This window comes from Romboutsia sp. CE17, assembly GCF_012317385.1.
Taxonomy (GTDB): Bacteria; Bacillota; Clostridia; order Peptostreptococcales; family Peptostreptococcaceae; genus Romboutsia_E.
The window spans coordinates 2643740-2669984 of record NZ_CP051144.1 but is presented as its reverse complement, the minus strand read 5'-3'; the positions used below and the strand labels follow the sequence as shown (position 1 = coordinate 2669984).

Genomic DNA, 26245 nt, shown 5'->3' with positions numbered 1-26245 from the left:
GAAATTCTAGAATATTTTAAATCAAAATAATTTATTTCTAGTTAGCTTTGATAAGTCTATCGATATATTTGAAGCTAATATAGCGTTATTGTATAGTGATTCGATATAACTAGATAAGCCTATATTATTTTTATCACTTGTTGAACTAGATATTAGAAAACCACTTCTTAAATCTAAGTCGAATTTTACTTTTAATGCTTCTGCAATACACATTGAAGAATCTAAATTATAATCAACATCTAAATTATAATTTAAATTATCAATAATAGGAATTGTGTTGGTTTTGTACCCTATTATTGATACAGAGTTATTTTTTATAGCAGATTCATTTAATTTAGAACTACATAGTGAATTAATTCCACTACATACAACGGATATATTTGTATTGGATAGTTCTTCAATCTCTAAAGACATATTAGAGATATAATCAGTTACTAGTATTTTTATATCAGCTAAATTTGCCAAAATTATTGAGCTAGTAAAAGTAGTAAATCCAGTTGATTTTTTAGTAATTAAAAATGGTAAGTCCTTTTTTGATGATTTAATAGTATTTTTATTTGAAGCAATAAATTCTAAATCTTCATTAGTAAGACCAACCTTTAATATACCATTAATGATTGCTGTAGTTGCAGGTATAGCACCAGTATCTCTAATAATATTAGAAATGTTATTTGCAATTTCTATATTTAGAGGATAAGATATTCTGTTAAAAAGTATTCCAGAATCAATTGCAATTACAGGATTTCCTGAGGAAATAGAATTTTGAACTTCAGGGTGAATATGAAGATACTTTTCTAACATTAGATTAACTCCTTTAAAGTTTTTTCTAAGTCGAACTTATTTATATGACTATATACAATTGTAGATATTAAGTTCTCTTTCATATTTTTAGATTCACTAGTAATATTATGATAAATGTTATTTTTACCATCTGAAGCAAATATATTACCTTCTTTAAGAGTTATAAATATTTTTTTAGCTCCTCTATCAAAAAAATACTTACTACATTTAATAATATCATCTTTATTTAAAATTTTAATACCTGATAAAACTTCAGCTTCTTTTTGACTTAAATTTATAACTTCAAATTTTTCAATCATATTTTTTATTTTGACACATTTGGATGATGAAACTGTATCAATAAAAATTGGTATATGAGAATAAGTTTTTGTAATGTAGTTTATAGTATCTTCATTTAAGTTTGTATCTATTACAATTGCAATAGAATCATTGATTGATGTATGCTTTGAATTAATAAAGTGAGTATCTAACCTATTTATAATGTCCATATGAGATATAGCGACATGTGTGCTATTTGAATTACTTAGTACAGATATATAGATAGAGGTTGAATCTTCATTCGAAATATAGCAGTCATCAACATCTATACCGTAGTTCTTACATTCTGATAAAATTGTATTTCCATATAAATCATTTCCTACAGCAGATATAAGTTTCGTATTAATATCTTTCTTACAAATGTTTTCAGCTATATTCCTGCCAGCTCCACCTACAGAAATACTTACTTTACCTGGATTTGATTCACACATTATAAGTGGAGTTGTTGATATTCCAACTATATCTATATTTGATCCTCCTATAACAGTAACATAGTTATCTTTTTTTAAGATATAGCCTTTTCCTTTTATGTAACCTTTTTTCATAAGATTTGTTATATGAACAGCTACAGAAGAACGAGTGATACAAAGTTTATCGGCAAGTTCCTTTTGCGAGATTAAAGGATCATATTTCAATATATCTAAAATTTCTTTTTCTCTATCAGTCATATTATCACCAAAATTTAAATATTTGCTTATTTTAATAAACATTTGTTTCGATATATGTTATCATCATATCTTCTATTTTTCAACAAAAAAATCTTTTATATTCTTATAAATGGAACAAAAAGAATACATGTACATATTATAAATTAATATAAAATTTATTATGGAGGACAATTATGAAAATAGGGGATATAGTAGTTAGAAAATCTTATAATAAAGATATCATATTTAAAGTAGTAGGTTTTGGAGTAGATGAAAATAATAGAAAGATAGCTATGCTTAAGGGGGTAGCGTTTAGAATTTTAGCAGATGCTTATCTTGAAGACTTAGAAATTATACAAATGCCTGATATGAATGATATTTTAATTGATAGGAATGTTGAAAATTTATTATATAGATCAGTAAAGAAAGCAAAAGAAAGACAAAAAAAGAATATGAGAGGAATACCAAAAACTCAATCTAATTCTAATGTTTATGGAATACCAGGAAAGGTACTTCAAATCGATGGTGATAAAGAATATTTAAAAATATGTTTAGATGTATATACTCAGTTGGGTATACCGGCAGTAGGTGTTGCTATATCTGAGGCTAACCAATATAAAGAGGTAAGAAGCCTTTTAGAAAAGCATAATCCAGATATACTAGTTATAACAGGACATGACGCTCTTACATCGAAAAAAGGTGGAGTAAAAGATCTAAGTAATTATAGAAACTCTTTGAACTTTATAAAAACAGTAAAGGAAGCTAGAAAATGGGAGTCTAACTTAGATAATCTTGTAATATTTGCAGGAGCATGTCAGTCTAACTATGAGCAAATAATAAAAGCAGGAGCTAATTATGCTAGTTCACCTGGAAGAATTATGATACATGCATTAGACCCTGTATTTATAGTTGAAAAAATAGCGTGTTCAAGAATTGATGTGGTTGTTCCAATAGATGAAGTAATAGAGCAAACTGTAACTGGATATAAGGGCATAGGAGGATCAGAAACTAGAGGTAAATTTAGATGGGCTATGCCTAAAACAATTTTATATTAAAAAAAAGCAATATTATACTATATTATTAAAAAATACTATTGACTTTTTCGTAAAAAATATATAAAATTATTAGTTTAAACGTTTGACAATCAATTAGTTTTATGGTATTATGTAAACATATAACGTTTAAAAGAAGGTGATATTGTGGCTACAGTTCAAACTCTAGATAAGATAAGGTTAAGTTTGGAAAGACATTTAGGAAAGAAGATAGTACTAAAGGCTAACAAGGGGAGAAAACAAATTATAACAAAAAAAGGTGTACTTGAAAAAGTTTATCCAAGTGTGTTTGTTGTAAGACTAGAAGATAGTCAAAATGGATACTCTAGAGTATCTTATAGTTATTCGGATTTATTGACAGCTAACGTTAAATTACAAGTATATAGAGATAGAGATAGAGAAAAAGATAAGTTAAATGTAAGTTAAAATTATACCTATTAAAAATAGGTGTAATTTTTTTTTTGTTCTCTAAATATAAATATAGTGTGATAATTTATATTTTTATATAGGGGGGACAAATTATGGAGTTAATAAAAGACGTTATAAAAGTTGATAATAGAATAGATTTTGGAAAATTTCAGACTTTTATAGAATCTGAGGCAGTAGTGCCTGATAAGAAGTCAGATGTATACGACATTGTAAAAACAGAAGGGTACATAGCTTTGAAAAAAGTTGAAGTAGCAGATGGTAAGTTAGTTTGCAGAGGTAGTTTCAATTACAATGTGATATATATTACTGATGATAAGAATACTGTTTCAAATGTAGATGGAAAAATAGACATAAATGAAGTAATAGATAAGGATAATATAGTTCAAGACATGGAATACATGTTATATCCAGAAATAGAGCATGTTGATTGTACAATAATGAATGAAAGAAAAATTAGAGTAGGTGCACTTATAAATATAAAAGGAAGCCTATTTGAAAAACAAAGATTAGATATAGTAAAAGATGTATCACAAGTAGAAGGTATACAAAAGCATAGAAAAGAAGTTAGCTATCAAGATATTGTAGGTATAGAAAAATCTGAAAGTGTAATTAGGGATACAATAACTATAAATACAGAGGAAATACAATCTATTATAAGTATGAATCCTTATGTAAGAATAAAAGAAAGTAGAGTAAGTGATAACAAAGTTATAATAGGGGGAGTTTTAAATATAAATCCTTTAGCTTGTACTTATGATGGCGACCTTGTGGAGTTAGATAGAGTTGATATAGACTTTACACAGTTTATAGAAGTACCAGGTGTTTGTGATGGTATGGTAGAAGAAACTTTATTGTCAATTGGAGACTTTAACTATATATTTAAACAAAATGCGGATAGTAACACAGGAATGTTAGATATAGATTGTACAATAAGTAGTAAAGTTAAAGTAACAGATGAAGTTACAAGAGAGGTGCTACAAGATGCGTATTCACCACAAAAAGTTATAAAATTTGATCATAGATTAATAGAATTAAATAAGATTTTAGCTAGTGAATCAGAAAGTTTTGTAGTTAGAGAATCACTAAGAAATGAAAATGAAGATATACAGATAAAAGATATAGTAAGTGTGTGCCCAACAATTTCAATTGAAAACTCTTATGTTGAAGACGAGAAGAGTATTATTCAAGGGATAATAAAATTAGATGTATTGTATGTACCTGTTGAAGGTCTAAGAATAGTATATAAAATAAGCGAAGAAATACCTTTTGAGCATGATATAGAAATACAAGATTTAAGAGATTCATCAGCTGTATTTAATACTGTGTGCATAGAAAAAGTAGAAGCTGATTTAAACAGAGATCAAATTGATATTTCAGTAAAAGTTAAGAGATTTATAGAAGCTGTAGATAAAAAATCTGAGAGTTTTATTATAAAAGGTGAAGATCATGGAGATTATGATTTATCTAAAGCACCAAGTATAATAGTTTATATATGTAAAGAAGGAGATAATCTTTGGAATATAGCTAAAAAATATAATACGACAGAAGAAGAAATTGCAGAATTAAATGATATAAAATGTGATGAGCCTCTTAAACCAGGTAAATGTTTAATATTGGAGAAAAAAGTTGTTCTAGTTGATTAATATATAAAAAATAAAATAATAGGGTGTTATAGTGCCCTATTATTTTATTTTTTGTAGTATAATATCTATAACTAGGAATGCATTATACTATATACGAGGAGGCTAAAATGAATTCAATAGAGTTAAAAAGCAGGGCAAAAATAAATTTATCAATAGATGTCCTAGGTAAGAGAGAGGATGGATATCATTTAGTCGAAATGATAATGCAGACAATAGACCTGTACGACATCATAAAAATAAAGGAGTTAGAGTCTAAAGAAGTAATCGTAAAAAGTAATAGTTCAGACATACCATTAAATGAAAATAATATAGTGTACAAAGCTGCAGAATTAATAAGAAGTAATTATAATATAAAAAAAGGTATAGAAATATTTATAGAGAAAAATATACCTGTAGCAGCAGGAATGGCTGGAGGAAGCTCAAATGCGGCGGCAGTATTAGTTGGGCTAAACAAACTTTGGGGTTTAAATTTATCAGAAAATCAATTACAAGAGCTTGGGTTTAAGTTAGGAGCGGATGTACCTTTTTGTATAGCAGGAAAAGCTGCATTAGCAAAAGGAGTAGGAGAAGAACTAACATATATAAAAGGTTTACCTAAAGATATTAGTATATTAATTTGCAAACCAGAACTATTTGTTTCTACAAAAGATGTATATGAGGGGCTAGATTTAAATAATATTAAGTATAGACCAAATAATGAGTACTTAATAAGTTGCCTAGAAAACAATGATGTAGAATCATTAGCAAAAAATATGGTGAATGTTCTTGAAACTGTTACTAGTAAGATGCATGAAGAAATTAAAGAAATTGAAAAGGTTATGAATGAGAGTAATGCATTAGGAGCGATGATGAGTGGGAGTGGTCCAACTGTATTTGGACTATATAACAAAAAAGAGGACGCTTTAAGAGGGAAAGAAGAATTACTGAAAAAGTATAAACAAGTGTATGTTGTTAACAGTAGTGAGGAAGGAGTTGAAATTAATGGACAACTTAACTAAATTAAATTTAGATGAATATAAGCCATTAAGGGATGTAGTATTTGAGAATCTTAGGGAAGCTATATTAGAAGGACAATTAAAGCCAGGTCAAAGATTAATGGAAGTTCAACTAGCAGAACAATTAGGGGTTAGTAGAACGCCAGTTAGAGAAGCTATAAGAAAATTAGAGCTAGAAGGATTAGTTGTAATGTTACCTAGAAAAGGTGCATATGTGGCTAATATGTCTTTAAAAGATGTAATAGATGCACTAGAAGTAAGAGCAAGTTTAGAAGGGCTATCGGCATCTCTTGCTGCAGAAAGAATTAGTGATATAGACTTAAAAAAGTTAAAAAGAATAGCCGAAGAATTTAAAGAAAGTACAATGAATGCAGATATAGAAACTCTATTAAAAAAAGATGTTGAGTTCCATGAATGTATATTTGAAGCTGCTAATAATAATAAGTTACGTCAAGTTATAAACTCTTTATGGGAACAAGTCTATAGATTTAGGGTAACTTATATATCAGATTATGATTCATCTTTAAGTATAGTTGAAGAACATAAAAATATATTAGATGCTATAGAAAAAGGTGACTGTGAATTAGCTAAGAAATATGCAACAGAACATATAGAAAAAGCTGAGCAATTTATGATAGATAAAGCTGTTGGCAATAAAGAATTATAAGAGAAGGGAAACCTTCTTTTTTTATGCTCAAAATCAGAACTCATTTAAATTTATTTTGATGATTTTTATCCAACTAAATAAAGTTGATTCTTATAGTATAGATATCTATAAAATGGAAATACTTAAAATATTAAAATATTTAGGGGGATAAAAAATATGAAAGAGAGAATAATAAAAGCTAGGTTAGCAATTTTAATTTTTGGTTTAGTATTAATTTTTTCCATAATGTTTATAACTATAAAAAGTGAAGTTAATAAAATAGATAATATTAGTGAGAACTACAAAGAAAAGCTTATAAGATTTCATGTTATAGCAAATAGTGATAGTGATGAAGATCAATCATTAAAGTTAAAAGTGAGAGATGAAGTTATAGAATACTTACAACCTAAATTACAGAATTCAAGTAGTATTGAAGAGAGTGAATCTATTATTAGAAATGAGTATAATACCTTATACAACATAAGCAAAGAAACTATTTTAGAAAATGGATATAATTATGATGTAAAAGTAGGTATAGAATATAGTAATTTTCCGACAAAACAATACTCTAATGTTATTCTACCTGCAGGAGAATATAAAGCATTAAAGATTGTTATAGGAGAAGGAGAAGGTAAAAATTGGTGGTGCGTAATGTTTCCTCCTTTATGCTTTGTAGATGAAGAAAATGGAGTAATAGATAAATCCACAGATGAAAAGCTAAAAGCTGTGTTAAATGAAGAAGAGTATAATTTAATTACTAGTAAAAATGAAGATGAAAAAAATTCAATTCAATTTAAATTTAAAATAATAGAAGTCTTAAAAGGAATATTTTAATCAACAATAAAAAGGAGTGAATTTAACTATGGATAGGTGCTATAAAATTATAGTATCTCTATTAGTCTTTATGTCTGTGTTTGTAAATTTCAATGAAATTTTAGCAATGGACAATGATATAGATGAGCAATCTATACCAGCGGTTAAGACTAATTCCAAAGAACAAAAAAAAGCTGTAATAAACTTAACTAATGAAGAGATATTATTACTATCAAAGTTAGTAACTAGTGAAGCTAGAGGCGAAAGTTATGAAGGCCAAGTTGCAGTAGCAGCAGTAGTAATTAATAGAGTAAAGGACCCAAGATTTCCAAATTCTATAGAAGATGTAATATATCAAAAAAATGCATTTTCTGTAGTTAAAAATGGAACTATAAATATGAGCCCTACAGATGAGGCATACAAAGCGGCTCAGGCAGCTTTATATGGAGAAGATCCAACTGGCAAAGCAGTATATTTTTGGAACCCAGAAATATCTACTTGTAAATGGATTTTAAAACTAGATCCACATATGAGAATAGGAAACCACGTATTTGCAAAATAGTAGAATATATATTAAAAATAAAGAAGCTAAGCTTCTTTATTTTTTTGCAAAAATACACTATAATAATCATTTAGATAACAAATTGAATATAATGAAAATTTTATAATATAATTTTTAATATAGAAGGGATAAAAAAATATGACTAAACTTAATGTAGCTTTAATATTTGGTGGTAAATCAGGAGAGCATGAAGTTTCATTATCTTCAGCTGCTTCTATATATGAAAATATAAATAGAGAAAAATACAATGTTTTTACAATAGGAATAACTAAAGAAGGAACATGGTTATATTATGAAGGAAGTGCAGAAAATATAAAAAGTGGTAAATGGGTAGACTTAGCAAATAAAAATGTAGAAATAAACCTAGTTCCAATGGGTAATAAAGAAGTTGGTATATTATTTGAAGATGGAAAGGTACAAAAAATAGATGTACTATTCCCTGTATTACATGGTCCATATGGAGAAGATGGTACAATACAAGGATTATTTGAAATAAGTCAAATACCATATGTAGGTTGTGGAGTTCTTGCTTCAAGTACAGGAATGGATAAACTTATATGTAAAACTATATATTCTGAAATAGGTTTACCTCAAGTTGAATATTGTTCTACAACTAGATGTATATTTAATAGTAGACAAGAAGATGAATTAAACAAGATAGAAGGTAAATTAAGTTATCCTATATTTGTTAAACCTGCAAACTTAGGTTCGAGTGTAGGTATATCAAAAGCTACAAATAGAGAAGAGCTTTTAGCTGGGATAAAAGAAGCATTAATATATGATTCTAGAATAGTTTTAGAGCAAGGTATAGATGCTAGAGAAATAGAAGTTGCAGTATTAGGTAATGATGAAGTTGAAGCCTCAATCGCTGGAGAGATAAAGCCAGCTAAAGATTTTTATGATTATGAAGATAAATATATAAACGGCGCATCTACTTATGATATACCAGCTAACATAAATGAAGAAGATATGAAAAATATAAGAAGTATGGCTATAAAAGCATTTAAGGCGTTAGACGGTAGAGGTCTTTCTAGAGTAGACTTCTTTATAGATAAAAACTCAGGAGAAATATTCATAAATGAAATAAATACATTACCAGGATTTACAAATATAAGCATGTATCCAAAGATGTGGGAAGCAACAGGTCTAAGTTACTCTAACCTTATAGATAAACTTATAGAGTTAGCGTTAGACTCAAAAAAATAAAGAAGGTGTTAATATGGACAATAGACCTATAGGAGTATTTGACTCAGGGTTAGGTGGATTAACAGTTTTAAAAGAAATTATAAAAGTGCTGCCTAATGAAAATATAGTTTATTTTGGTGATACAGCTAGAGTTCCTTATGGGCCTAGATCAAAAGAAACTATAATAAAATATACTTTTCAAGCTATAAACTTTTTAATATCTAAAAATGTAAAAGCTATAGTAATAGCATGTAATACAGCTACAGCAAGATGTTTAAAAGAAGCTCAAAATAAGTATGATATACCTATAATTGGAGTTATAGAAGCGGGAGCAAGGACAGCTGCTTATTCTACTAAAAATAAGGTTGTAGGAGTAATAGGAACTGAAGGTACTGTAAGCTCAAAATCGTATAATGTAGAAATAGAAAAATTAGATAAAGAAATTAAAATTATATCTAAAGCATGTCCTTTATTTGTTCCAATTACAGAAGAAGGATGGGCAAATACAGAAGTAGCATATTTAACAGCTAAAGAATATTTACAAGAACTTTTAGACCAAGATATAGATTCTTTAGTATTAGGATGTACACATTATCCAATTTTAAAAAGAACTATAGGAAAAGTTGTTGGAGAAGAAATAAAGTTAGTAAATCCGGCAAAAGAGACAGCTAAGGATTTAAAAGATGTACTAGAAGAAAATGATATACTTGCAACTATGAATGGATATCAACCAACATATGAGTATTATGTATCAGATATTCCTGAAAAGTTTGTTTCAATTGGGCAACAATTTTTAAAAAGAGACATGGATGATGTTAAAACTATTGAGATTCAAAAATATTAAATGATTAAATTATATAAACTTTAGGTATAATAATATCTAAAGTTTATATTTTTAGGAGGAAAATTTACTGTGGATGTAAAAGTCAATATAAGTACAACTCAATATGATGAGCATAGTAAAGTAGATACTATAAATATAAATACCTTAGGAACAATGTATGAAAAAAATAGTGATACATATTTAGTATATAAAGAAAGTGATGAAGGTGTAGAAGTTACTACAACTATAAAAATATCTAAAAGTGAAATAACTATAAAAAGATTTGGAGGAACCAACTCAACTATGATTTTTGAGAAAGATAAAACTCATATAAGTAATTATAGAACTCCATATGGTTTGTTTCATATAGAAACTGATACAAAACATCTTAATATAGTTTTAAATAAAAATAAAAGTATGAAGATAGATTTAGATTACAATATAAAAGTAAATGATATATTTAGTGGAAGAAATAAAATATGTATAAATGTCGAAATATAGTAAATACTTTAATACAATATATATAAATTTTATAAAGGTAGTTAAAATACTACCTTTTATTTGATTTATTTGGTATTATTATATCTATATAAACTTTTATATCTTTAAATAAAATTGATACAAGGGTTTATAGTTTTTTTATAGAAAACTATAGTTAAAAGTTAATAAGTAATGAGGGATAATTATGATATTTGAAAAAGTACTAAGTACTATAAATAAATATGAGTTAATAAAAAAAGGTGATAAAATTGTAGTTGGTCTATCAGGTGGACCAGATTCTGTATGTTTATTACATATTTTAAGTAGAATGAAAGATGAATGGGATCTAGAAATTTATGCAGCTCATTTAAATCACCAAATAAGAGGAATAGAAGCTCAAAAAGATGCTTTTTATATTTCTAAGCTTTGTGAAGAGATGGGAATTACTTTCTTTATAAAGTCAATAAATGTTCCAGAATACTGTGAAAAAAATGGTGTATCAATCGAAGAAGGTGCAAGACAGCTTAGATATGAAATGTTTAGTGAAATAAAAGATAAAACAAAAGCTAATAAAATAGCTATTGGACATAACTTAAATGACCAAGCAGAAACGATTCTAATGCGTATTATGAGAGGTACTGGGTTACAAGGACTAAAAGGAATTGATTACATTAGAGATGGTGTTATAATTAGACCTATTTTAGATATTGAAAGAAAAGACATAGAAGAGTACTGTAAACATTATAAACTTAATCCAAGAATAGATCAGTCAAATTTAGAAAGTATATATACTAGAAATAAAATTAGATTAGACTTAATACCATATATGAAGGATAATTTCAATTCTAATGTAATAGAATCTATAGTAAGAATGGGTAATAGTTTGAGAAGTGACAATGACTATTTAGAAAATGAAGCTTTAATTAAGTTTAAAGATATATCAAAAATAAATAGTGATAGTGTAGAACTTAAAATAAATTCATATACTAATTTACATAGTGCTATAAAAGTTAGAGTACTTAGAAATGCTATAAAACAAATATTAGGCGATACTAATTTTATAGATCAAAGGCATATAGATGATATTATAGAATTAGAAGATGAATCTAAAATTGATAAAGTGATTAACTTACCAAGGGGCATATTTGTATATAGAAAAAAAGATAGCATAATAATTACAAACAAAGAAATAGTTATTGAAGAGCTAGAATTTTGTTATAATATACCTAGTAATGGATTTATAAAAATTAGAGAAATAGGTGTAGTTATTGAGACTCAAGTAATGAGTATAGATAAATATAAAAGAAGTAAGTCAGACAAATCATGCAAATGGTTTGATTTTAATAAAATAGAAGGGGGTATAGTAGCAAGAAATAGAAGAACAGGTGATAAAATTAAACTTTCAGGTGGAAGTAAAAAGATTAAAGATTTATTTATTGACATAAAAATTCCTAAAGAGGATAGAAGTAAAGTTCCTATAATTGCTGATAGTCAAGGAATACTAAGTGTTGGCAATATAAGAAACAGCGAAAATTATAAAATTGATTCACAAACAAAAGAAGTCTTAAAGGTTAGCTTTAAGAAAATATAGAATAAAAACAACTTATGAAAGGAGGGCTTCTTTTGAACAAACTTTTAAAAGGAGCAGGTTTCTATCTGCTAATTTTCATAATAATAGTAGGGATAGTTCAATTTTCTGGTAGTCCAACAGAAGAAGTAGAGAAACTAGAATTTTCTCAAGTTTATCAAGAGTTAACAGACGAAAATATATCAAGGTTACATTTTATAAGCGAAACTTCAGTAGAGGGAACTATTAAAGATACAAATAAGAAGTTCACATCTTACATACCTGAAGAAGTAATGGGGGATAAATTTGCTGATGCAGTATTAAATCAAGCTATGGATGGAAAGCTTGTTGTTGGAGGAGAAGCAAAACCGTCAACACCATGGTTTATAGATATTCTACCGAGTATATTTGTATTATTCCTTATGTTAATACTTTGGTTTGTGTTCATGAACCAGTCTCAAGGTGGAGGCGGAAAGGTAATGAACTTTGGAAAATCTAAAGCTAAAGTACATAAGGATGATGAAAAAACTAGAGTAACATTTAAAGATGTTGCAGGTTTAACAGAAGAAAAAGAAGATTTGCAAGAAGTAGTTGACTTCTTAAAAAATCCAAAGCGATATATAGACTTAGGTGCTAGAATACCAAAAGGTATACTTATGGTAGGACCTCCAGGTACAGGTAAAACTTATTTATCAAGAGCTGTTGCTGGAGAAGCAGGAGTACCATTCTTTAGTATAAGTGGTTCTGACTTTGTTGAAATGTTTGTTGGGGTAGGAGCATCAAGGGTTAGAGATTTGTTTGAACAAGCTAAGAAAAATGCACCAGCTATAATATTCATAGATGAAATAGATGCTGTGGGTAGAAAAAGGGGTGCAGGTCTTGGTGGAGGACATGATGAAAGAGAGCAAACTCTGAATCAATTACTAGTAGAGATGGATGGATTTGGTGTTAACCAAGGTATTATAATCATGGCAGCGACAAATAGACCAGATATACTAGACCCTGCTTTACTTAGACCAGGTAGATTTGATAGAGAGATTGTTGTTGGAGCACCAGATGTTAAAGGCAGAGAAGCGATATTTAAAGTCCATTCTAAAAATAAACCATTAGCTGATGATGTTCGTCCAGATGTTTTAGCTAGAAGAACACCTGGATTTACACCAGCAGACATAGAAAATATAATGAACGAAGCAGCAATATTAACTGCAAGAAGAAGAGATAAAAAAATACATATGGACATTATAGAAGAAGCTATAACAAAGGTTATGGTTGGTGTAGCTAAGAAATCTAGAGTTATAAGTGAAAAAGATAGAAAACTTACAGCTTACCATGAAGCAGGGCATGCTATATGTATGCATGTACTTAAGCATGTGAGTCCAGTTCATCAAGTTACTATAATACCTAGAGGTAGAGCTGGTGGGTTTACTGAACCACTTCCTCAAGAAGATCAAATGTATGGAACTAAGTTGGAAATGGAAGAAACTATAGTTATGGCTCTTGGTGGTAGAGTTGCTGAAGAACTAGTTATGGAAGACATATCAACTGGAGCTTCTAATGATTTAGAAAGAGTAACATCGATAGCTAGAGCTATGGTAACTAAATATGGTATGAGCCCAAAACTAGGACCTATGGTATTTGGAGATGCTGATGATGAGGTGTTCTTAGGAAATAGCTTTACTACTAAGAGAAATTACTCAGAAGAAGTTGCATTTGAAATAGATAAAGAGATAAGAAGTATAGTTGATAAAGCATATAGAGAGTGTAAGCATATACTACAAGAAAATATGAGTAAGCTAGACTATGTTGCAAAAGCTTTATTAGTATATGAAACTTTAGATGCTGACCAATTTATAAAAGCTTTCAATGAAGAATTATCATTAGACATAGATAATACTAAAAATAATGGATCTTCTAATAAAGAAGAAGCAGTAACAGAAGATGAATCTAATATAAATGATATAAAAAGTACTTCTGATATGAAAAATGATAATATAGTTGAATTAAAAAGAGACTTTAAAAACGATAATAAAGATGAATAAAAAAGAACCCTATATAGGGTTCTTTTTTTGAAATGAATTGGGAATAAAAAATATATATTGTATAATTAATTTAATAAAAATCATAGATGAGGTGAAGTATGAGGTCTAAAATTATAGGTATGATATTAGATAATGAGAAAGATTTTATGTCTGGTGAAGAAATATCTAAGAAATTAGGTATATCTAGAAGTGCAGTTTGGAAACATATAAAGGCTTTAAAAGAAGAAGGTTATGATATTGAATCTGTAAACAAAAAAGGGTATAGATTAAAAGAAAAACCTATGGACTTACTGAGCTCTCAAAATATTAATCATGAGCTTAAAACAAAATTCATTGGTAAAAATATCATACATTTTGAAACAATAGACTCAACTAATACATATTCAAAATCTATTGCAATGAAAGAGCCAGAGGGAACTGTAGTTATAAGTGAAGAACAAACTAAAGGCAGAGGTAGGCTAGGTAGGATATGGGACTCTAAAGCTCATGAAGGTATTTGGATGAGTATAATTCTAAAGCCAGATATACTACCTTATAAGTCTACATTTTTAACGATAATAGCAGGTGCTAGCATAGCAAAAGCGTTAAATGATTTAGGTATAAAAGTAGGTATAAAATGGCCTAATGATATAATATTAAATGGTAAAAAGTTATGTGGAATACTTACTGAATTATCAGCGGAAATAGAAAGAATTAATTATATTGTACTTGGGATTGGTATGAATGTTAAAAATAAAGATTTTCCAAGTGATATAGAAAATATAGCTACATCATTATATAAAGAAGGATATGAGATATCTAGAGTAGATATTGTAAGATATATATTATGTGAGTTAGAGAAAAATTATATTAGGTATATAGTTGATGGAGATAAGAAGAGTATTATAGATATTTACAAAAAATACTCTGTTGTACTTAATAAAAATATATATATTATAAAAAATGAAGAGAAAGAGCTTGTTAACTGTATAGATATAAACTTAGATGGAAATCTAATTGTAAAAAGAAGTGATGGCTCAATAGATGAAATTATATCTGGAGAGGTTTCTGTAAGAGGTGAGAACGGATATGTATAATAATATATTAGATGTAAAAGGTTTAAAAGTTGGACAAGTTCAAGATGAAAATGGTCTTACAGGATGCACCGTTGTTATTTGTGAAGATGGTGCAGTATGTGGTGTAGATGTAAGGGGGTCTGCTCCAGGAACAAGAGAAACTGATTTATTAGACCCAATAAACTTAATACAAAAAGTGCATGCAGTAGTACTATCAGGTGGATCAGCATTTGGTTTAGAGTCAACGTGTGGAGTTAGTAAATATCTAGAAGAAAAAAATATAGGGTTTGATGTCGGCGTAGCAAAAGTTCCTATAGTAGTAGGTGCAGTTTTATTTGATTTAGCAGCGGGTGACCCAAAATGTAGACCAGATAAAGAGATGGGCTATAGAGCATGCGAAATAGCAAGTGATGAATTTTTAAAACAAGGAAATTATGGTGCTGGATGTGGTGCGACTGTAGGTAAAATAAAAGGGCCGGAGTACGCAATGAAGGGTGGCATAGGGAGTTATTCTATAAAACTAGATAATGGTTTAGTTGTATCTGCTTTAATTGCTGTAAATGCATTTGGCGATGTATATGAAGATGGTGAAATAATAGCTGGTGTACTAAATAGTTCAAAAACTAGAATATTAAGTAGTTATGAACTTATGAAACAGGGAGTAAGCAAAGGTGGATTTAGCATAGATAATACTACAATAGGTATAGTAGCGACCAATGCTAAACTAGATAAAGCTGGATGTAAGAAAGTATCTCAAATGGCTCATGATGGATATGCAAAAGCTATATTCCCTATACATACATCTCATGATGGAGATACTATATTTACTATGGCAACGGGGGAAGTAGAAACTGATATAACTTTATTAGGATCTCTTGCAGTAGAAGTAGTTGAAAAAAGTATTATAAATGCTATAAAAAATGCCAATGGAGTAAAAAATATATTATCATATAAAGATATGCCTATATTACAAGTTTAGTTGACAATGACATATCACATTGATAAAATTATTTGTGTTACAGCTGGCATCCTGAATATAGGAGCCTGACTAATATCAAAATAAGATATGGTAGTAGCAAAAACTTAATAAAATTTTAGAAGTCCGGCATCTTTAATGAGCTGGAACGGAGGTGTATTTTTATGATAAATCCACAAGCATCAACAAGAAAGAAAGTAAATGTAAGAAGAATGACTATAATAAGTTTACTTTCGGCAATATCGATAATGCTATCGATGATTCCACTTGGTTATATACAAATAGGGCCATTAGCTATAACTACAATGTGTATACCAGTAATGATAGGTGGAATTATTGAAGGACCTATGGTGGGTATGGTTGTAGGACTTATATTTGGTCTTACTAGTATGTTCAGAGGTATGGCGGGTATGGCAGGAGTTACTGGCTTTGTATTTATAAATCCGCTAGTTTCAGTACTACCAAGAATTTTTATTGGATTGGTATCTTATTATTCATTTAAGTTATCTATGAAGATTATAAAAAACACATATGTATCTGGTCTTATAGCAGGAGGTATGGCATCTATTACAAATACAGTTGGTGTTTTAGGAATGATATATGTTCTTTATGCTGCGGAATATGCTAAGGCTTTAGGACAAAGCGCAGGAACAGCAAAAGCACTTTTAATGGGAATAGCTACAACTAATGGTATAGCAGAAGCTTTAGGTGGCGCTTTAGTTGTATCGGCTGTAGTTGTTGTACTTAAGAAAAGCAAAATATAGAAAGAAGGTTAACATAAATGCTTTTAGTATTCGACGTTGGAAATACCAATATGGTATTAGGTATATATAAAGGTAAAGAACTTATAAAAGATTGGAGAATAAACACAGATAAAGAAAAAACATCTGATGAATATGGGATATTAATAAGTAGCTTATTCAAATATGAAAATATAGATATGAGTGAAATAAAAGATGTTATAATATCTTCTGTTGTACCAAATGTAATGCATTCTCTTGAAAATTTTTGTATAAAATATTGTAATAAACAACCATTGATAGTAGGACCGGGTATAAAAACTGGTTTAAATATAAAATATGATAACCCGCAACAAGTTGGAGCAGATAGAGTTGTGAATGCAGTGGCTGGTATAGAGAAGTATGGATACCCTCTTATATTAGTTGATTTTGGAACTGCAACAACATTTTGTGCGATATCTGATAAATGTGAATACTTAGGAGGGACAATTGCTCCAGGTATAAAAATATCTAGTGAAGCTTTATTCCAAAGAGCATCTAAGTTGCCAAGGGTTGAGCTTATAAAACCTGGAACAACAATATGTAAAACTACAGTTTCAGCTATGCAATCCGGAATTATATATGGATATGTAGGATTAGTAGATAAGATAATAGCTATGATGAAGGATGAGTTAAACTATGATAATATCAAAGTTATAGCTACAGGAGGTCTTGCGAATCTTATAGCTTCTGAAACTGATAGTATAGATTATGTAGATAAGTTTTTAACTCTAGATGGATTAAGGGTTATATACGAAAAAAATTAAAAGTAGTAAAAGGAATTGGATTGAAAATCCAGTTCCTTTTTTAAGCTAAAGTATATATACTTATTTAAATAAGTAAATATAGAGTATATATATACTATTTTATGAACACAATTCTAAATAAAAATGATATAATTGATAAGTTTATAATATATAGTTTGTGGTAAAAAAGTAATGAAATTTAATAACTAATAGACTTAAATAAGGAGAATCATAATGAAAATAGGGAATGTTGAGTTAAAAAATAAAGTGTTCTTATCACCTATGGCAGGAGTTACAGACCTTCCTTTTAGGCTAATATGTAAAGAGCAAAATTGTGGAATGTTATATACAGAAATGATAAATGCAAAAGCATTATGTTATGATGATGAAAATACAAAGAAAATGTTAAAGATAGAAGAGGAAGAACATCCAGTAGCAGTTCAAATATTTGGATCAGATCCAGAGTTTATGGGAAGAGCTGCAGAGATAATGAATCAATATCCAAATGAGATTCTTGACATAAATATGGGATGTCCAGCTCCTAAGGTTGTAAAAAATGGAGATGGATCAGCCCTTATGAAGAATCCTAAATTAGCAGAAGAAGTTTTAAAATCAGTTGTAAAACATTCAACTAAGCCTGTAACTTTAAAAATAAGAAAAGGTTGGGATGACAACAGTATAAATGCTGTAGAAATAGCTAAAATAGCAGAAGCGAGTGGTATAAGTGCATTAGCGATACATGGTAGGACTAGAGAACAATACTACTCTGGAAAAGCTGATTGGGATATAATAACAGATATAAAAAATGCTATAAACATACCTGTTATAGGTAATGGAGATGTATTTACAGTTGAAGATGCAAGAAATATGTTAGATAAAACTGGTTGTGATGCTATAATGATAGGTAGAGGTGCTCAAGGGAATCCATGGATATTTAAGAGAATCAATCACTATATGGAAACTGGAGATATACTACCAGAGCCTACATTAGAGGAAAAGATACGTATAGCTAAAAAGCATTTAAACCTTGCTGTAGAAGAACATGGTGAATATGTAGCTGTAAGAGAGATGAGAAAACATATAGCATGGTATTTAAAAGGATTAAAAGGTTCAGCGAAAGTTAGAGATGAAATTAATAAAATAACAAGTTATGAAGAAGTCTTAAGAAGGCTTGATGACTACATGGAAGATGCCTTGACATTAGTATAATAGTGACTTATAATATACCGCATAATAAATATAGAAATAAAGAATTAAAAATATATGGAAATTCTTAATTTAACAAAGGAGTTGTGGGGTTATGGAACAAAAAAATGAAATACTTTTAACTCAAGAAGGTTACAACAAATTAGAGGAAGAAGTTGAATTACTGAAGACTGTTAGAAGAAAAGAAGTTGCAGAAAGAATAAAAGTTGCTATATCTTTTGGTGACTTATCTGAAAATGCTGAATATGATGAAGCTAAGAATGAGCAAGCTCAAGTTGAAGAAAGAATAATGAAACTTGAAAATATGATAAGAAAAGCTGTTATCATAGATGAAAGTCAAATAGACTTAAATGTTGTTACTATAGGTTCGATCGTAAAAGTTCAAGATGTTGAATTTGATGAAGACGTTGAATATACAATAGTAGGTTCAGCTGAAGCAGACCCATACGATGGTAAAATATCAAATGAGTCTCCAGTAGGAAAAGCTCTTTTAGGAAGAACTGTAGGAGAAGAAGTAGACGTTCAAGTTCCAGATGGAACAGCGAAGTTTAAAATATTAGAAATAAGAAGATAAGCTGGAGGAAAAAAAATGAGTAAAGATCAACAAGTTGAATTACAAGAAGATCTTAGTGAAGTTCTTCAAGTAAGAAGAGATAAACTAGCTAAGCTACAAGAAATGGGAAGAGATCCTTTCCACCAAAGTAGATATGATAGAACAAGCAATTCAATGGCTATAAAAGATAACTTCGATGAAATGGAAGGAAAAATAGTTAAAATTGCTGGTCGTATAATGAGCAAAAGAATACAAGGTAAAGCTGGGTTTATAGATATACAAGACCAACAAGGTAGAATTCAATGTTATGTTAGATTAGACAGAATTGGTGAAGAAGAGTATGCTATATTCTCTACATATGATATTGGTGATATAATAGGTCTTGAAGGTGAAGTATTTAAAACTAAAAAAGAAGAAATATCAGTAAAGGCTAATAATGTAGTTTTATTATCTAAATCATTACAAATACTTCCAGAAAAGTATCATGGATTAAAAGATCAAGATTTAAGATACAGACAAAGATATGTTGATTTAATAGTTAATCCAGAAGTAAAAGATGCTTTCTTAACTAGAACTAAAGCTCTTAAAGCTTTAAGATCTTTCTTAGATGAAAGAGGTTTCTTAGAAGTTGAAACTCCTATATTAAATACTATAGCTGGTGGAGCTAATGCTAGACCATTTATAACTCATCATAATACACTAGATATACCAATGTACTTAAGAATAGCTAATGAGTTATACTTAAAGAGACTTATAGTTGGTGGATTTGATAAAGTTTATGAAATGGGAAGAATGTTTAGAAATGAAGGTATGTCTGTTAAGCATAATCCAGAATATACAGCTATGGAATTATATCAAGCATATGCAGATTATACAGATATGATGGAGATAACTGAAAATCTTATATCTCATATGGCTGAAGTTGCAACAGGAAGCATGAAAATAAACTATCAAGGAACTGAAATAGACTTTACACCTCCATGGAGAAGAATGACTATGGAAGAGTGTGTAAAAGAATATACAGGTGTAGATTTTGCTACTATAAATACAGATGAAGAAGCTTTAGCTATTGCTAAAGAAAAAGGCATAGAAATAACTCCAGGAATGAGAAGAGGAGAAATAATTAACGCCTTCTTCGAAGAATTTGGTGAAGATAAGTTAATACAACCAACATTCATAACTCATCATCCAGTTGAGGTATCTCCTCTTGCTAAAAGAAATGTAGAGGATCCAAGAAAAACAGATAGATTTGAAGCTTTTGCTAATAAATGGGAGTTAGCTAATGCATTCTCTGAACTTAATGATCCAATAGACCAAAAAGGAAGATTTATGGATCAGTTAAGAAAGAAAGAATTAGGTGACGATGAAGCTTGTGATATGGATGAAGATTTCATAAATGCTTTAGAAGTAGGTCTGCCTCCTACTGGTGGGTTAGGGATAGGTATAGATAGAGTTATGATGTTATTAACTAACTCTCCATCTATAAGAGATGTATTATTATTCCCAACAATGAAACCAATAGATAATAATGTTAAAAAATCAGATGAAGAATAGATAAGAGAATCCGTGCTATAATGCACGGATTTTTTATTTATAAGAATTTATATCAAAGATAATTAAAAATATATATTAGTTTATAAAAGGAAATTAGAAGAAATATGTTTTAATATGATTTAAAAAAAGTTAAATTCACGTTAATAGACGGAATTTTTATAAAGGAAAATAGAATATTTAATTAGAATAAAGATATAATAAAATTTATTGGAGGGATTTATATGTCTCAAATTATTAATTGGTTATGTTACATATGCGTAAGTTTTTTAGTTTTAGAAATGATGGTGTATTTATGTAAAGATGTAATAAAAGTGAGTAAAACAAATAAAAATGGTAAAACTAAAATCATTGGAAATACAAGGGTCAAACGTAATCAGACTATTTATGTTAATAAAATTGCAAAATAATTTTAAAAAAAGTGTTGACTATATATAACTAAGATGATATAGTATTACTTGTCCTTAAGAAAAGGGCAAAACAAGTAATAAAAAAGACAAAAAAGTCTTGACTAGGAAAGAAAAACTTGGTAAGATGAATAAGTCGAGAAAATGAACTTTGAAAATTAAACAGTAGGTTAATTTATATAACTTAAATTCTTTTATTAAGAATTAAACACAAACAACCAAGCCAGATATTCAGATAATGATTAGCTGAGCGATGGACAACTTTTATTTGAGAGTTTGATCCTGGCTCAGGATGAACGCTGGCGGCGTGCCTAACACATGCAAGTCGAGCGAACCCTTCGGGGTGAGCGGCGGACGGGTGAGTAACGCGTGGGTAACCTGCCCTATACACACGGATAACGTACCGAAAGGTACGCTAATACGAGATGATATAAGAGATTCGCATGGGTTTCTTATCAAAGCTCCGGCGGTATAGGATGGACCCGCGTCTGATTAGCTAGTTGGTAAGGTAACGGCTTACCAAGGCGACGATCAGTAGCCGACCTGAGAGGGTGATCGGCCACATTGGAACTGAGACACGGTCCAAACTCCTACGGGAGGCAGCAGTGGGGAATATTGCACAATGGGCGAAAGCCTGATGCAGCAACGCCGCGTGAGCGATGAAGGCCTTCGGGTCGTAAAGCTCTGTCCTCAAGGAAGATAATGACGGTACTTGAGGAGGAAGCCCCGGCTAACTACGTGCCAGCAGCCGCGGTAATACGTAGGGGGCTAGCGTTATCCGGAATTACTGGGCGTAAAGGGTGCGTAGGTGGTTTCTTAAGTCAGAGGTGAAAGGCTACGGCTCAACCGTAGTAAGCCTTTGAAACTGGGAAACTTGAGTGCAGGAGAGGAGAGTGGAATTCCTAGTGTAGCGGTGAAATGCGTAGATATTAGGAGGAACACCAGTTGCGAAGGCGGCTCTCTGGACTGTAACTGACACTGAGGCACGAAAGCGTGGGGAGCAAACAGGATTAGATACCCTGGTAGTCCACGCCGTAAACGATGAGTACTAGCTGTCGGAGGTTACCCCCTTCGGTGGCGCAGCTAACGCATTAAGTACTCCGCCTGGGAAGTACGCTCGCAAGAGTGAAACTCAAAGGAATTGACGGGGACCCGCACAAGTAGCGGAGCATGTGGTTTAATTCGAAGCAACGCGAAGAACCTTACCTAAGCTTGACATCCTTTTGACCTCTCCCTAATCGGAGATTTCCCTTCGGGGACAGAAGTGACAGGTGGTGCATGGTTGTCGTCAGCTCGTGTCGTGAGATGTTGGGTTAAGTCCCGCAACGAGCGCAACCCTTGCCTTTAGTTGCCAGCATTAAGTTGGGCACTCTAGAGGGACTGCCAGGGATAACCTGGAGGAAGGTGGGGATGACGTCAAATCATCATGCCCCTTATGCTTAGGGCTACACACGTGCTACAATGGGTGGTACAGAGGGCAGCCAAGTCGTGAGGCGGAGCTAATCCCTTAAAGCCATTCTAAGTTCGGATTGTAGGCTGAAACTCGCCTACATGAAGCTGGAGTTACTAGTAATCGCAGATCAGAATGCTGCGGTGAATGCGTTCCCGGGTCTTGTACACACCGCCCGTCACACCATGGGAGTTGGGGGCGCCCGAAGCCGGTTAGCTAACCTTTTGGAAGCGACCGTCGAAGGTGAAACCAATAACTGGGGTGAAGTCGTAACAAGGTAGCCGTATCGGAAGGTGCGGCTGGATCACCTCCTTTCTAAGGAGAATTACCTACTGTTTAATTTTGAGGGTTCATTCCTCAAAATTGTTAGTACTTTAAGCAACGGGATATTCTCAGAGAGAATAGACGTTGGCGATGTACGTTAGTACTTTGAAAACTGCATAACATTTAGTGATATGACATCATTTAATTATAAATAGACAGAGAAGTCTTTAAAATCAACTTTAATAACTGGTCAAGTTATTAAGGGTGCAGGGCGGATGCCTTGGCACTAGGAGCCGATGAAGGACGTGATAAGCTGCGATAAGCTTCGGGGAGTTGCACGTAAACTTTGATCCGAAGATTTCCGAATGAGGAAACTCACTTAGAGTAATGTCTAAGTATCGTTAAGTGAATACATAGCTTAGCGAGGGGAACCCGGGGAACTGAAACATCTAAGTACCTGGAGGAAGAGAAAGAAAAATCGATTCCGTAAGTAGCGGCGAGCGAACGCGGAACAGGCCAAACCAATGAAGTTTACTTCGTTGGGGTTGCGGACATGTCATTAACGAAGAGGTATCGTAAGTGAAGAGAGTTGGAAAGCTCCGCTATAAAAGGTAATAGCCCTGTAGCTGAAACGAGAAGACTTTAGACATGATCCAGAGTACCACGGGACACGTGAAACCCTGTGGGAAGCAGGAGGGACCATCCTCCAAGCCTAAATACTACCTAGTGACCGATAGCGCATAGTACCGTGAGGGAAAGGTGAAAAGAACCCCGGGAGGGGAGTGAAATAGAACCTGAAACCCTGTACTTACAAGCTGTGGGAGCACATTTCTTGTGTGACCGCGTACTTTTTGTAGAACGGGCCAACGAGTTACGTTAAGTAGCAAGGTTAAGCACTTAAGGTGTGGAGCCGTAGCGAAAGCGAGTCTTAAATGGGCGATTTAAGTTACTTGGCGTAGACCCGAAACCGGGCGACCTATCCATGAGCAGGTTGAAGCGAAAGTAAAATTTCGTGGAGGACCGAACCCACGAGCGTTGAAAAGCTCGGGGATGACTTGTGGATAGCGGTGAAATTCCAATCGAGCCCGGAGATAGCTGGTTCTCCCCGAAATAGCTTTAGGGCTAGCCTCAAGGTTGAGAGAAGCGGAGGTAGAGCACTGAATGTCCTAGGGGGTATTGCACTTACCGAAGACTATCAAACTCCGAATGCCGTATTCTTATACTTGGGAGTCAGACTGTGGGTGATAAGATTCATAGTCAAGAGGGCAACAGCCCAGATCGTCAGCTAAGGTCCCTAAATGTACGTTAAGTGGTAAAGGATGTGGGATTGCACAGACAACCAGGATGTTGGCTTAGAAGCAGCCACTCATTTAAAGAGTGCGTAATAGCTCACTGGTCGAGTGATCCTGCGCCGAAAATTTCCGGGGCTAAAACGTACTACCGAAGCTACGGCATCATTATGATGGGTAGGGGAGCTTCGTATGCAGGTTGAAGCATGACCGTAAGGACATGTGGACAGTATACGAGTGAGAATGTTGGCATGAGTAGCGAGATGTGGGTGAGAATCCCACAGGCCGTAAACCCAAGGTTTCCAGGGGAAGGTTCGTCCGCCCTGGGTTAGTCAGGACCTAAGCCGAGGCCGAAAGGCGTAGGTGATGGACAACAGGTTGATATTCCTGTACCACCAATAACCGTTTGAGAGATGGGATGACACAGTAGGATAAGCTAACCGTACTGTTGGTTATGTACGGGCAAGCATTGAGGCAGTTCCTATAGGCAAATCCGTAGGAATAATGCTAGGATGTGATGCGGAGCGAAATTTAGTAGCGAAGTAGCTGATTTCACACTGTCGAGAAAAGTCTCTATCGAGGTTAAAGGTGCCTGTACCGCAAACCGACACAGGTGGGTGAGGAGAGTATCCTAAGGCCAGCCAGAGAACTGTTGTTAAGGAACTCGGCAAAATGACCCCGTAACTTCGGGAGAAGGGGTGCCTGCATTTGCAGGCCGCAGAGAATAGGCCCAAGCGACTGTTTACCAAAAACACAGGTTTCTGCTAAGTCGCAAGACGATGTATAGGAGCTGACGCCTGCCCGGTGCTGGAAGGTTAAGGGGATCTGTTAGAGCAATCGAAGCAGTGAACTTAAGCCCCAGTAAACGGCGGCCGTAACTATAACGGTCCTAAGGTAGCGAAATTCCTTGTCGGGTAAGTTCCGACCCGCACGAAAGGCGTAACGATTTGGGCACTGTCTCAACAACAGACTGGGTGAAATTGTAATACCGGTGAAGATGCCGGTTACCTGCGACAGGACGGAAAGACCCCATGGAGCTTTACTGTAGCTTGACATTGGGTCTTGGTACTACATGTACAGGATAGGTGGGAGACTATGAAGCGTGAACGCCAGTTTGCGTGGAGTCACCCTTGGGATACCACCCTTGTAGTACTGGGACTCTAACCATAGGCCATGAATCTGGTCTTGGGACACTGTCAGGTGGGCAGTTTGACTGGGGCGGTCGCCTCCCAAAAAGTAACGGAGGCGCTCAAAGGTTCTCTCAGTACGGTCGGAAATCGTACGTAGAGTGTAAAGGCACAAGAGAGCTTGATTGCAAGACATACAGGTCGAGCAAGGACGAAAGTCGGACTTAGTGATCCGGTGGTTCCGCATGGAAGGGCCATCGCTCAACGGATAAAAGCTACCCTGGGGATAACAGGCTTATCTCCCCCAAGAGTCCACATCGACGGGGAGGTTTGGCACCTCGATGTCGGCTCATCACATCCTGGGGCTGTAGTAGGTCCCAAGGGTTGGGCTGTTCGCCCATTAAAGTGGTACGCGAGCTGGGTTCAGAACGTCGTGAGACAGTTCGGTCCCTATCCGTCGCAGGCGTAGGAAATTTGAGGAGACCTGTCCTTAGTACGAGAGGACCGGGATGGACGCACCTCTGGTGTACCAGTTGTTCTGCCAAGGGCATAGCTGGGTAGCTAAGTGCGGAATGGATAAGCGCTGAAAGCATCTAAGCGCGAAGCCGACTTCAAGATAAGATTTCCCACCGTAAGGGTAAGACCCCAGGAAGACTACCTGGTTGATAGGTCGAAGGTGTAAGTGCAGTAATGTATTTAGCTTATCGATACTAATAGGTCGAGGACTTGACCACAATTTAAATGATAAAATCTAAATGATATGCAGTTTTCAGAGTATTAATCTTATTATTTTTTAGATGAAAAATCTAAAAAAATAATAAAAAAATGTTGACATTGAATAT

General features: G+C 32.6%; 22 protein-coding genes and 2 rRNA genes. 22 read left to right on the top strand and 2 right to left on the bottom strand.

Annotation, left to right across the window (positions count from 1 at the left end; genetic code table 11):
* Positions 1-21: 21 nt before the first annotated feature.
* Positions 22-801, bottom strand: a complete 780-nt coding sequence (locus HF520_RS12795) for a pseudouridine-5'-phosphate glycosidase (RefSeq protein WP_168574362.1) — start codon at positions 799-801, stop codon at positions 22-24.
* Complete coding sequence (locus HF520_RS12790; RefSeq protein WP_168574361.1) at positions 801-1787, bottom strand: PfkB family carbohydrate kinase; 987 nt, start codon at positions 1785-1787, stop codon at positions 801-803. The genes HF520_RS12795 and HF520_RS12790 overlap by 1 nt, the downstream gene beginning before the upstream one ends.
* Positions 1788-1960: 173 nt before the next feature.
* Here HF520_RS12790 and yabG point away from each other — a divergent pair, with 173 nt between their 5' ends.
* From yabG to HF520_RS12680, 22 genes are all read left to right on the top strand, one after another.
* Positions 1961-2821 (top strand): sporulation peptidase YabG, encoded by an 861-nt coding sequence (yabG, locus tag HF520_RS12785; protein WP_168574360.1) that lies wholly within the window; start codon positions 1961-1963, stop codon positions 2819-2821.
* Between the two features lie 144 nt (positions 2822-2965).
* Positions 2966-3244, top strand: a complete 279-nt coding sequence (locus HF520_RS12780) for a Veg family protein (RefSeq protein WP_168574359.1) — start codon at positions 2966-2968, stop codon at positions 3242-3244.
* Between the two features lie 95 nt (positions 3245-3339).
* Positions 3340-4890, top strand: a complete 1551-nt coding sequence (locus HF520_RS12775; protein WP_168574358.1) for a DUF3794 and LysM peptidoglycan-binding domain-containing protein — start codon at positions 3340-3342, stop codon at positions 4888-4890.
* 107 nt (positions 4891-4997) lie between these two features.
* Positions 4998-5888 (top strand): 4-(cytidine 5'-diphospho)-2-C-methyl-D-erythritol kinase, encoded by an 891-nt coding sequence (ispE, locus tag HF520_RS12770; RefSeq protein ID WP_168574357.1) that lies wholly within the window; start codon positions 4998-5000, stop codon positions 5886-5888.
* Positions 5872-6552, top strand: coding sequence for a GntR family transcriptional regulator (locus HF520_RS12765; protein ID WP_168574356.1), 681 nt, complete (start codon positions 5872-5874; stop codon positions 6550-6552). Before ispE ends, HF520_RS12765 begins: the two co-directional genes overlap by 17 nt.
* Before the next feature lie 156 nt (positions 6553-6708).
* Positions 6709-7365, top strand: a complete 657-nt coding sequence (gene spoIIR / locus HF520_RS12760; RefSeq protein ID WP_168574355.1) for a stage II sporulation protein R — start codon at positions 6709-6711, stop codon at positions 7363-7365.
* 28 nt (positions 7366-7393) lie between these two features.
* The gene (locus HF520_RS12755; protein WP_168574354.1) at positions 7394-7906 is read left to right on the top strand and encodes a cell wall hydrolase; all 513 of its coding nucleotides are present in this window, start codon (positions 7394-7396) and stop codon (positions 7904-7906) included.
* 138 nt (positions 7907-8044) lie between these two features.
* Positions 8045-9112 (top strand): D-alanine--D-alanine ligase, encoded by a 1068-nt coding sequence (locus HF520_RS12750; protein WP_168574353.1) that lies wholly within the window; start codon positions 8045-8047, stop codon positions 9110-9112.
* Between the two features lie 13 nt (positions 9113-9125).
* Entirely contained in the window at positions 9126-9935 is an 810-nt protein-coding gene (gene murI / locus HF520_RS12745; protein ID WP_168574352.1) for a glutamate racemase, read from the top strand.
* A 69-nt stretch (positions 9936-10004) separates the two neighbouring features.
* Positions 10005-10415 (top strand): DUF1934 domain-containing protein, encoded by a 411-nt coding sequence (locus HF520_RS12740; protein WP_168574351.1) that lies wholly within the window; start codon positions 10005-10007, stop codon positions 10413-10415.
* Positions 10416-10599: 184 nt separating this feature from the next.
* Complete coding sequence (gene tilS, locus HF520_RS12735; protein ID WP_168574350.1) at positions 10600-11985, top strand: tRNA lysidine(34) synthetase TilS; 1386 nt, start codon at positions 10600-10602, stop codon at positions 11983-11985.
* A gap of 32 nt (positions 11986-12017) precedes the next feature.
* A complete protein-coding gene (ftsH, locus tag HF520_RS12730) occupies positions 12018-14000 on the top strand; it encodes an ATP-dependent zinc metalloprotease FtsH (RefSeq protein ID WP_168574349.1) in 1983 nt (660 codons plus the stop codon).
* 98 nt (positions 14001-14098) lie between these two features.
* A complete protein-coding gene (locus HF520_RS12725) occupies positions 14099-15076 on the top strand; it encodes a biotin--[acetyl-CoA-carboxylase] ligase (RefSeq protein WP_168574348.1) in 978 nt (325 codons plus the stop codon).
* The gene (locus HF520_RS12720) at positions 15069-16034 is read left to right on the top strand and encodes a P1 family peptidase (RefSeq protein ID WP_168574347.1); all 966 of its coding nucleotides are present in this window, start codon (positions 15069-15071) and stop codon (positions 16032-16034) included. Before HF520_RS12725 ends, HF520_RS12720 begins: the two co-directional genes overlap by 8 nt.
* Positions 16035-16195: 161 nt before the next feature.
* Positions 16196-16795 carry an ECF transporter S component gene (locus HF520_RS12715; protein ID WP_168574346.1) on the top strand — a complete coding sequence of 200 codons (600 nt, stop codon included), beginning with the start codon at positions 16196-16198 and terminating at the stop codon, positions 16793-16795.
* A 17-nt stretch (positions 16796-16812) separates the two neighbouring features.
* Positions 16813-17577 (top strand): type III pantothenate kinase, encoded by a 765-nt coding sequence (locus HF520_RS12710; RefSeq protein ID WP_168574345.1) that lies wholly within the window; start codon positions 16813-16815, stop codon positions 17575-17577.
* Between the two features lie 213 nt (positions 17578-17790).
* Positions 17791-18765 (top strand): tRNA dihydrouridine synthase DusB, encoded by a 975-nt coding sequence (gene dusB, locus HF520_RS12705; RefSeq protein WP_168574344.1) that lies wholly within the window; start codon positions 17791-17793, stop codon positions 18763-18765.
* Between the two features lie 91 nt (positions 18766-18856).
* Complete coding sequence (gene greA, locus HF520_RS12700) at positions 18857-19336, top strand: transcription elongation factor GreA (protein WP_168574343.1); 480 nt, start codon at positions 18857-18859, stop codon at positions 19334-19336.
* Positions 19337-19351: 15 nt separating this feature from the next.
* Positions 19352-20869 (top strand): lysine--tRNA ligase, encoded by a 1518-nt coding sequence (gene lysS / locus HF520_RS12695; protein WP_168574342.1) that lies wholly within the window; start codon positions 19352-19354, stop codon positions 20867-20869.
* A gap of 221 nt (positions 20870-21090) precedes the next feature.
* Positions 21091-21276: a hypothetical protein gene (locus HF520_RS12690; protein ID WP_168574341.1), complete on the top strand. Its 186-nt coding sequence runs from the start codon at positions 21091-21093 to the stop codon at positions 21274-21276.
* A 261-nt stretch (positions 21277-21537) separates the two neighbouring features.
* A 16S ribosomal RNA gene (locus tag HF520_RS12685) occupies positions 21538-23038 on the top strand.
* Between the two features lie 197 nt (positions 23039-23235).
* Positions 23236-26137, top strand: a 23S ribosomal RNA gene (locus HF520_RS12680).
* Together the 16S and 23S rRNA genes form the textbook arrangement of a ribosomal RNA operon.
* Positions 26138-26245 lie beyond the last annotated feature (108 nt).

What these genes read in the sequence shown, in the direction of transcription:
- HF520_RS12795 (WP_168574362.1), bottom strand. Translation starts at nt 801, where the DNA reads ATGTTAGAAAAGTATCTTCATATTCACCCTGAAGTTCAAAATTCTATT.
- HF520_RS12790 (WP_168574361.1), bottom strand. Translation starts at nt 1,787, where the DNA reads ATGACTGATAGAGAAAAAGAAATTTTAGATATATTGAAATATGATCCT.
- yabG (WP_168574360.1), top strand. Translation starts at nt 1,961, where the DNA reads ATGAAAATAGGGGATATAGTAGTTAGAAAATCTTATAATAAAGATATC.
- HF520_RS12775 (WP_168574358.1), top strand. Translation starts at nt 3,340, where the DNA reads ATGGAGTTAATAAAAGACGTTATAAAAGTTGATAATAGAATAGATTTT.
- ispE (WP_168574357.1), top strand. Translation starts at nt 4,998, where the DNA reads ATGAATTCAATAGAGTTAAAAAGCAGGGCAAAAATAAATTTATCAATA.
- HF520_RS12765 (WP_168574356.1), top strand. Translation starts at nt 5,872, where the DNA reads ATGGACAACTTAACTAAATTAAATTTAGATGAATATAAGCCATTAAGG.
- spoIIR (WP_168574355.1), top strand. Translation starts at nt 6,709, where the DNA reads ATGAAAGAGAGAATAATAAAAGCTAGGTTAGCAATTTTAATTTTTGGT.
- HF520_RS12755 (WP_168574354.1), top strand. Translation starts at nt 7,394, where the DNA reads ATGGATAGGTGCTATAAAATTATAGTATCTCTATTAGTCTTTATGTCT.
- HF520_RS12750 (WP_168574353.1), top strand. Translation starts at nt 8,045, where the DNA reads ATGACTAAACTTAATGTAGCTTTAATATTTGGTGGTAAATCAGGAGAG.
- murI (WP_168574352.1), top strand. Translation starts at nt 9,126, where the DNA reads ATGGACAATAGACCTATAGGAGTATTTGACTCAGGGTTAGGTGGATTA.
- tilS (WP_168574350.1), top strand. Translation starts at nt 10,600, where the DNA reads ATGATATTTGAAAAAGTACTAAGTACTATAAATAAATATGAGTTAATA.
- HF520_RS12725 (WP_168574348.1), top strand. Translation starts at nt 14,099, where the DNA reads ATGAGGTCTAAAATTATAGGTATGATATTAGATAATGAGAAAGATTTT.
- HF520_RS12720 (WP_168574347.1), top strand. Translation starts at nt 15,069, where the DNA reads ATGTATAATAATATATTAGATGTAAAAGGTTTAAAAGTTGGACAAGTT.
- HF520_RS12715 (WP_168574346.1), top strand. Translation starts at nt 16,196, where the DNA reads ATGATAAATCCACAAGCATCAACAAGAAAGAAAGTAAATGTAAGAAGA.
- HF520_RS12710 (WP_168574345.1), top strand. Translation starts at nt 16,813, where the DNA reads ATGCTTTTAGTATTCGACGTTGGAAATACCAATATGGTATTAGGTATA.
- dusB (WP_168574344.1), top strand. Translation starts at nt 17,791, where the DNA reads ATGAAAATAGGGAATGTTGAGTTAAAAAATAAAGTGTTCTTATCACCT.
- greA (WP_168574343.1), top strand. Translation starts at nt 18,857, where the DNA reads ATGGAACAAAAAAATGAAATACTTTTAACTCAAGAAGGTTACAACAAA.
- lysS (WP_168574342.1), top strand. Translation starts at nt 19,352, where the DNA reads ATGAGTAAAGATCAACAAGTTGAATTACAAGAAGATCTTAGTGAAGTT.
- HF520_RS12690 (WP_168574341.1), top strand. Translation starts at nt 21,091, where the DNA reads ATGTCTCAAATTATTAATTGGTTATGTTACATATGCGTAAGTTTTTTA.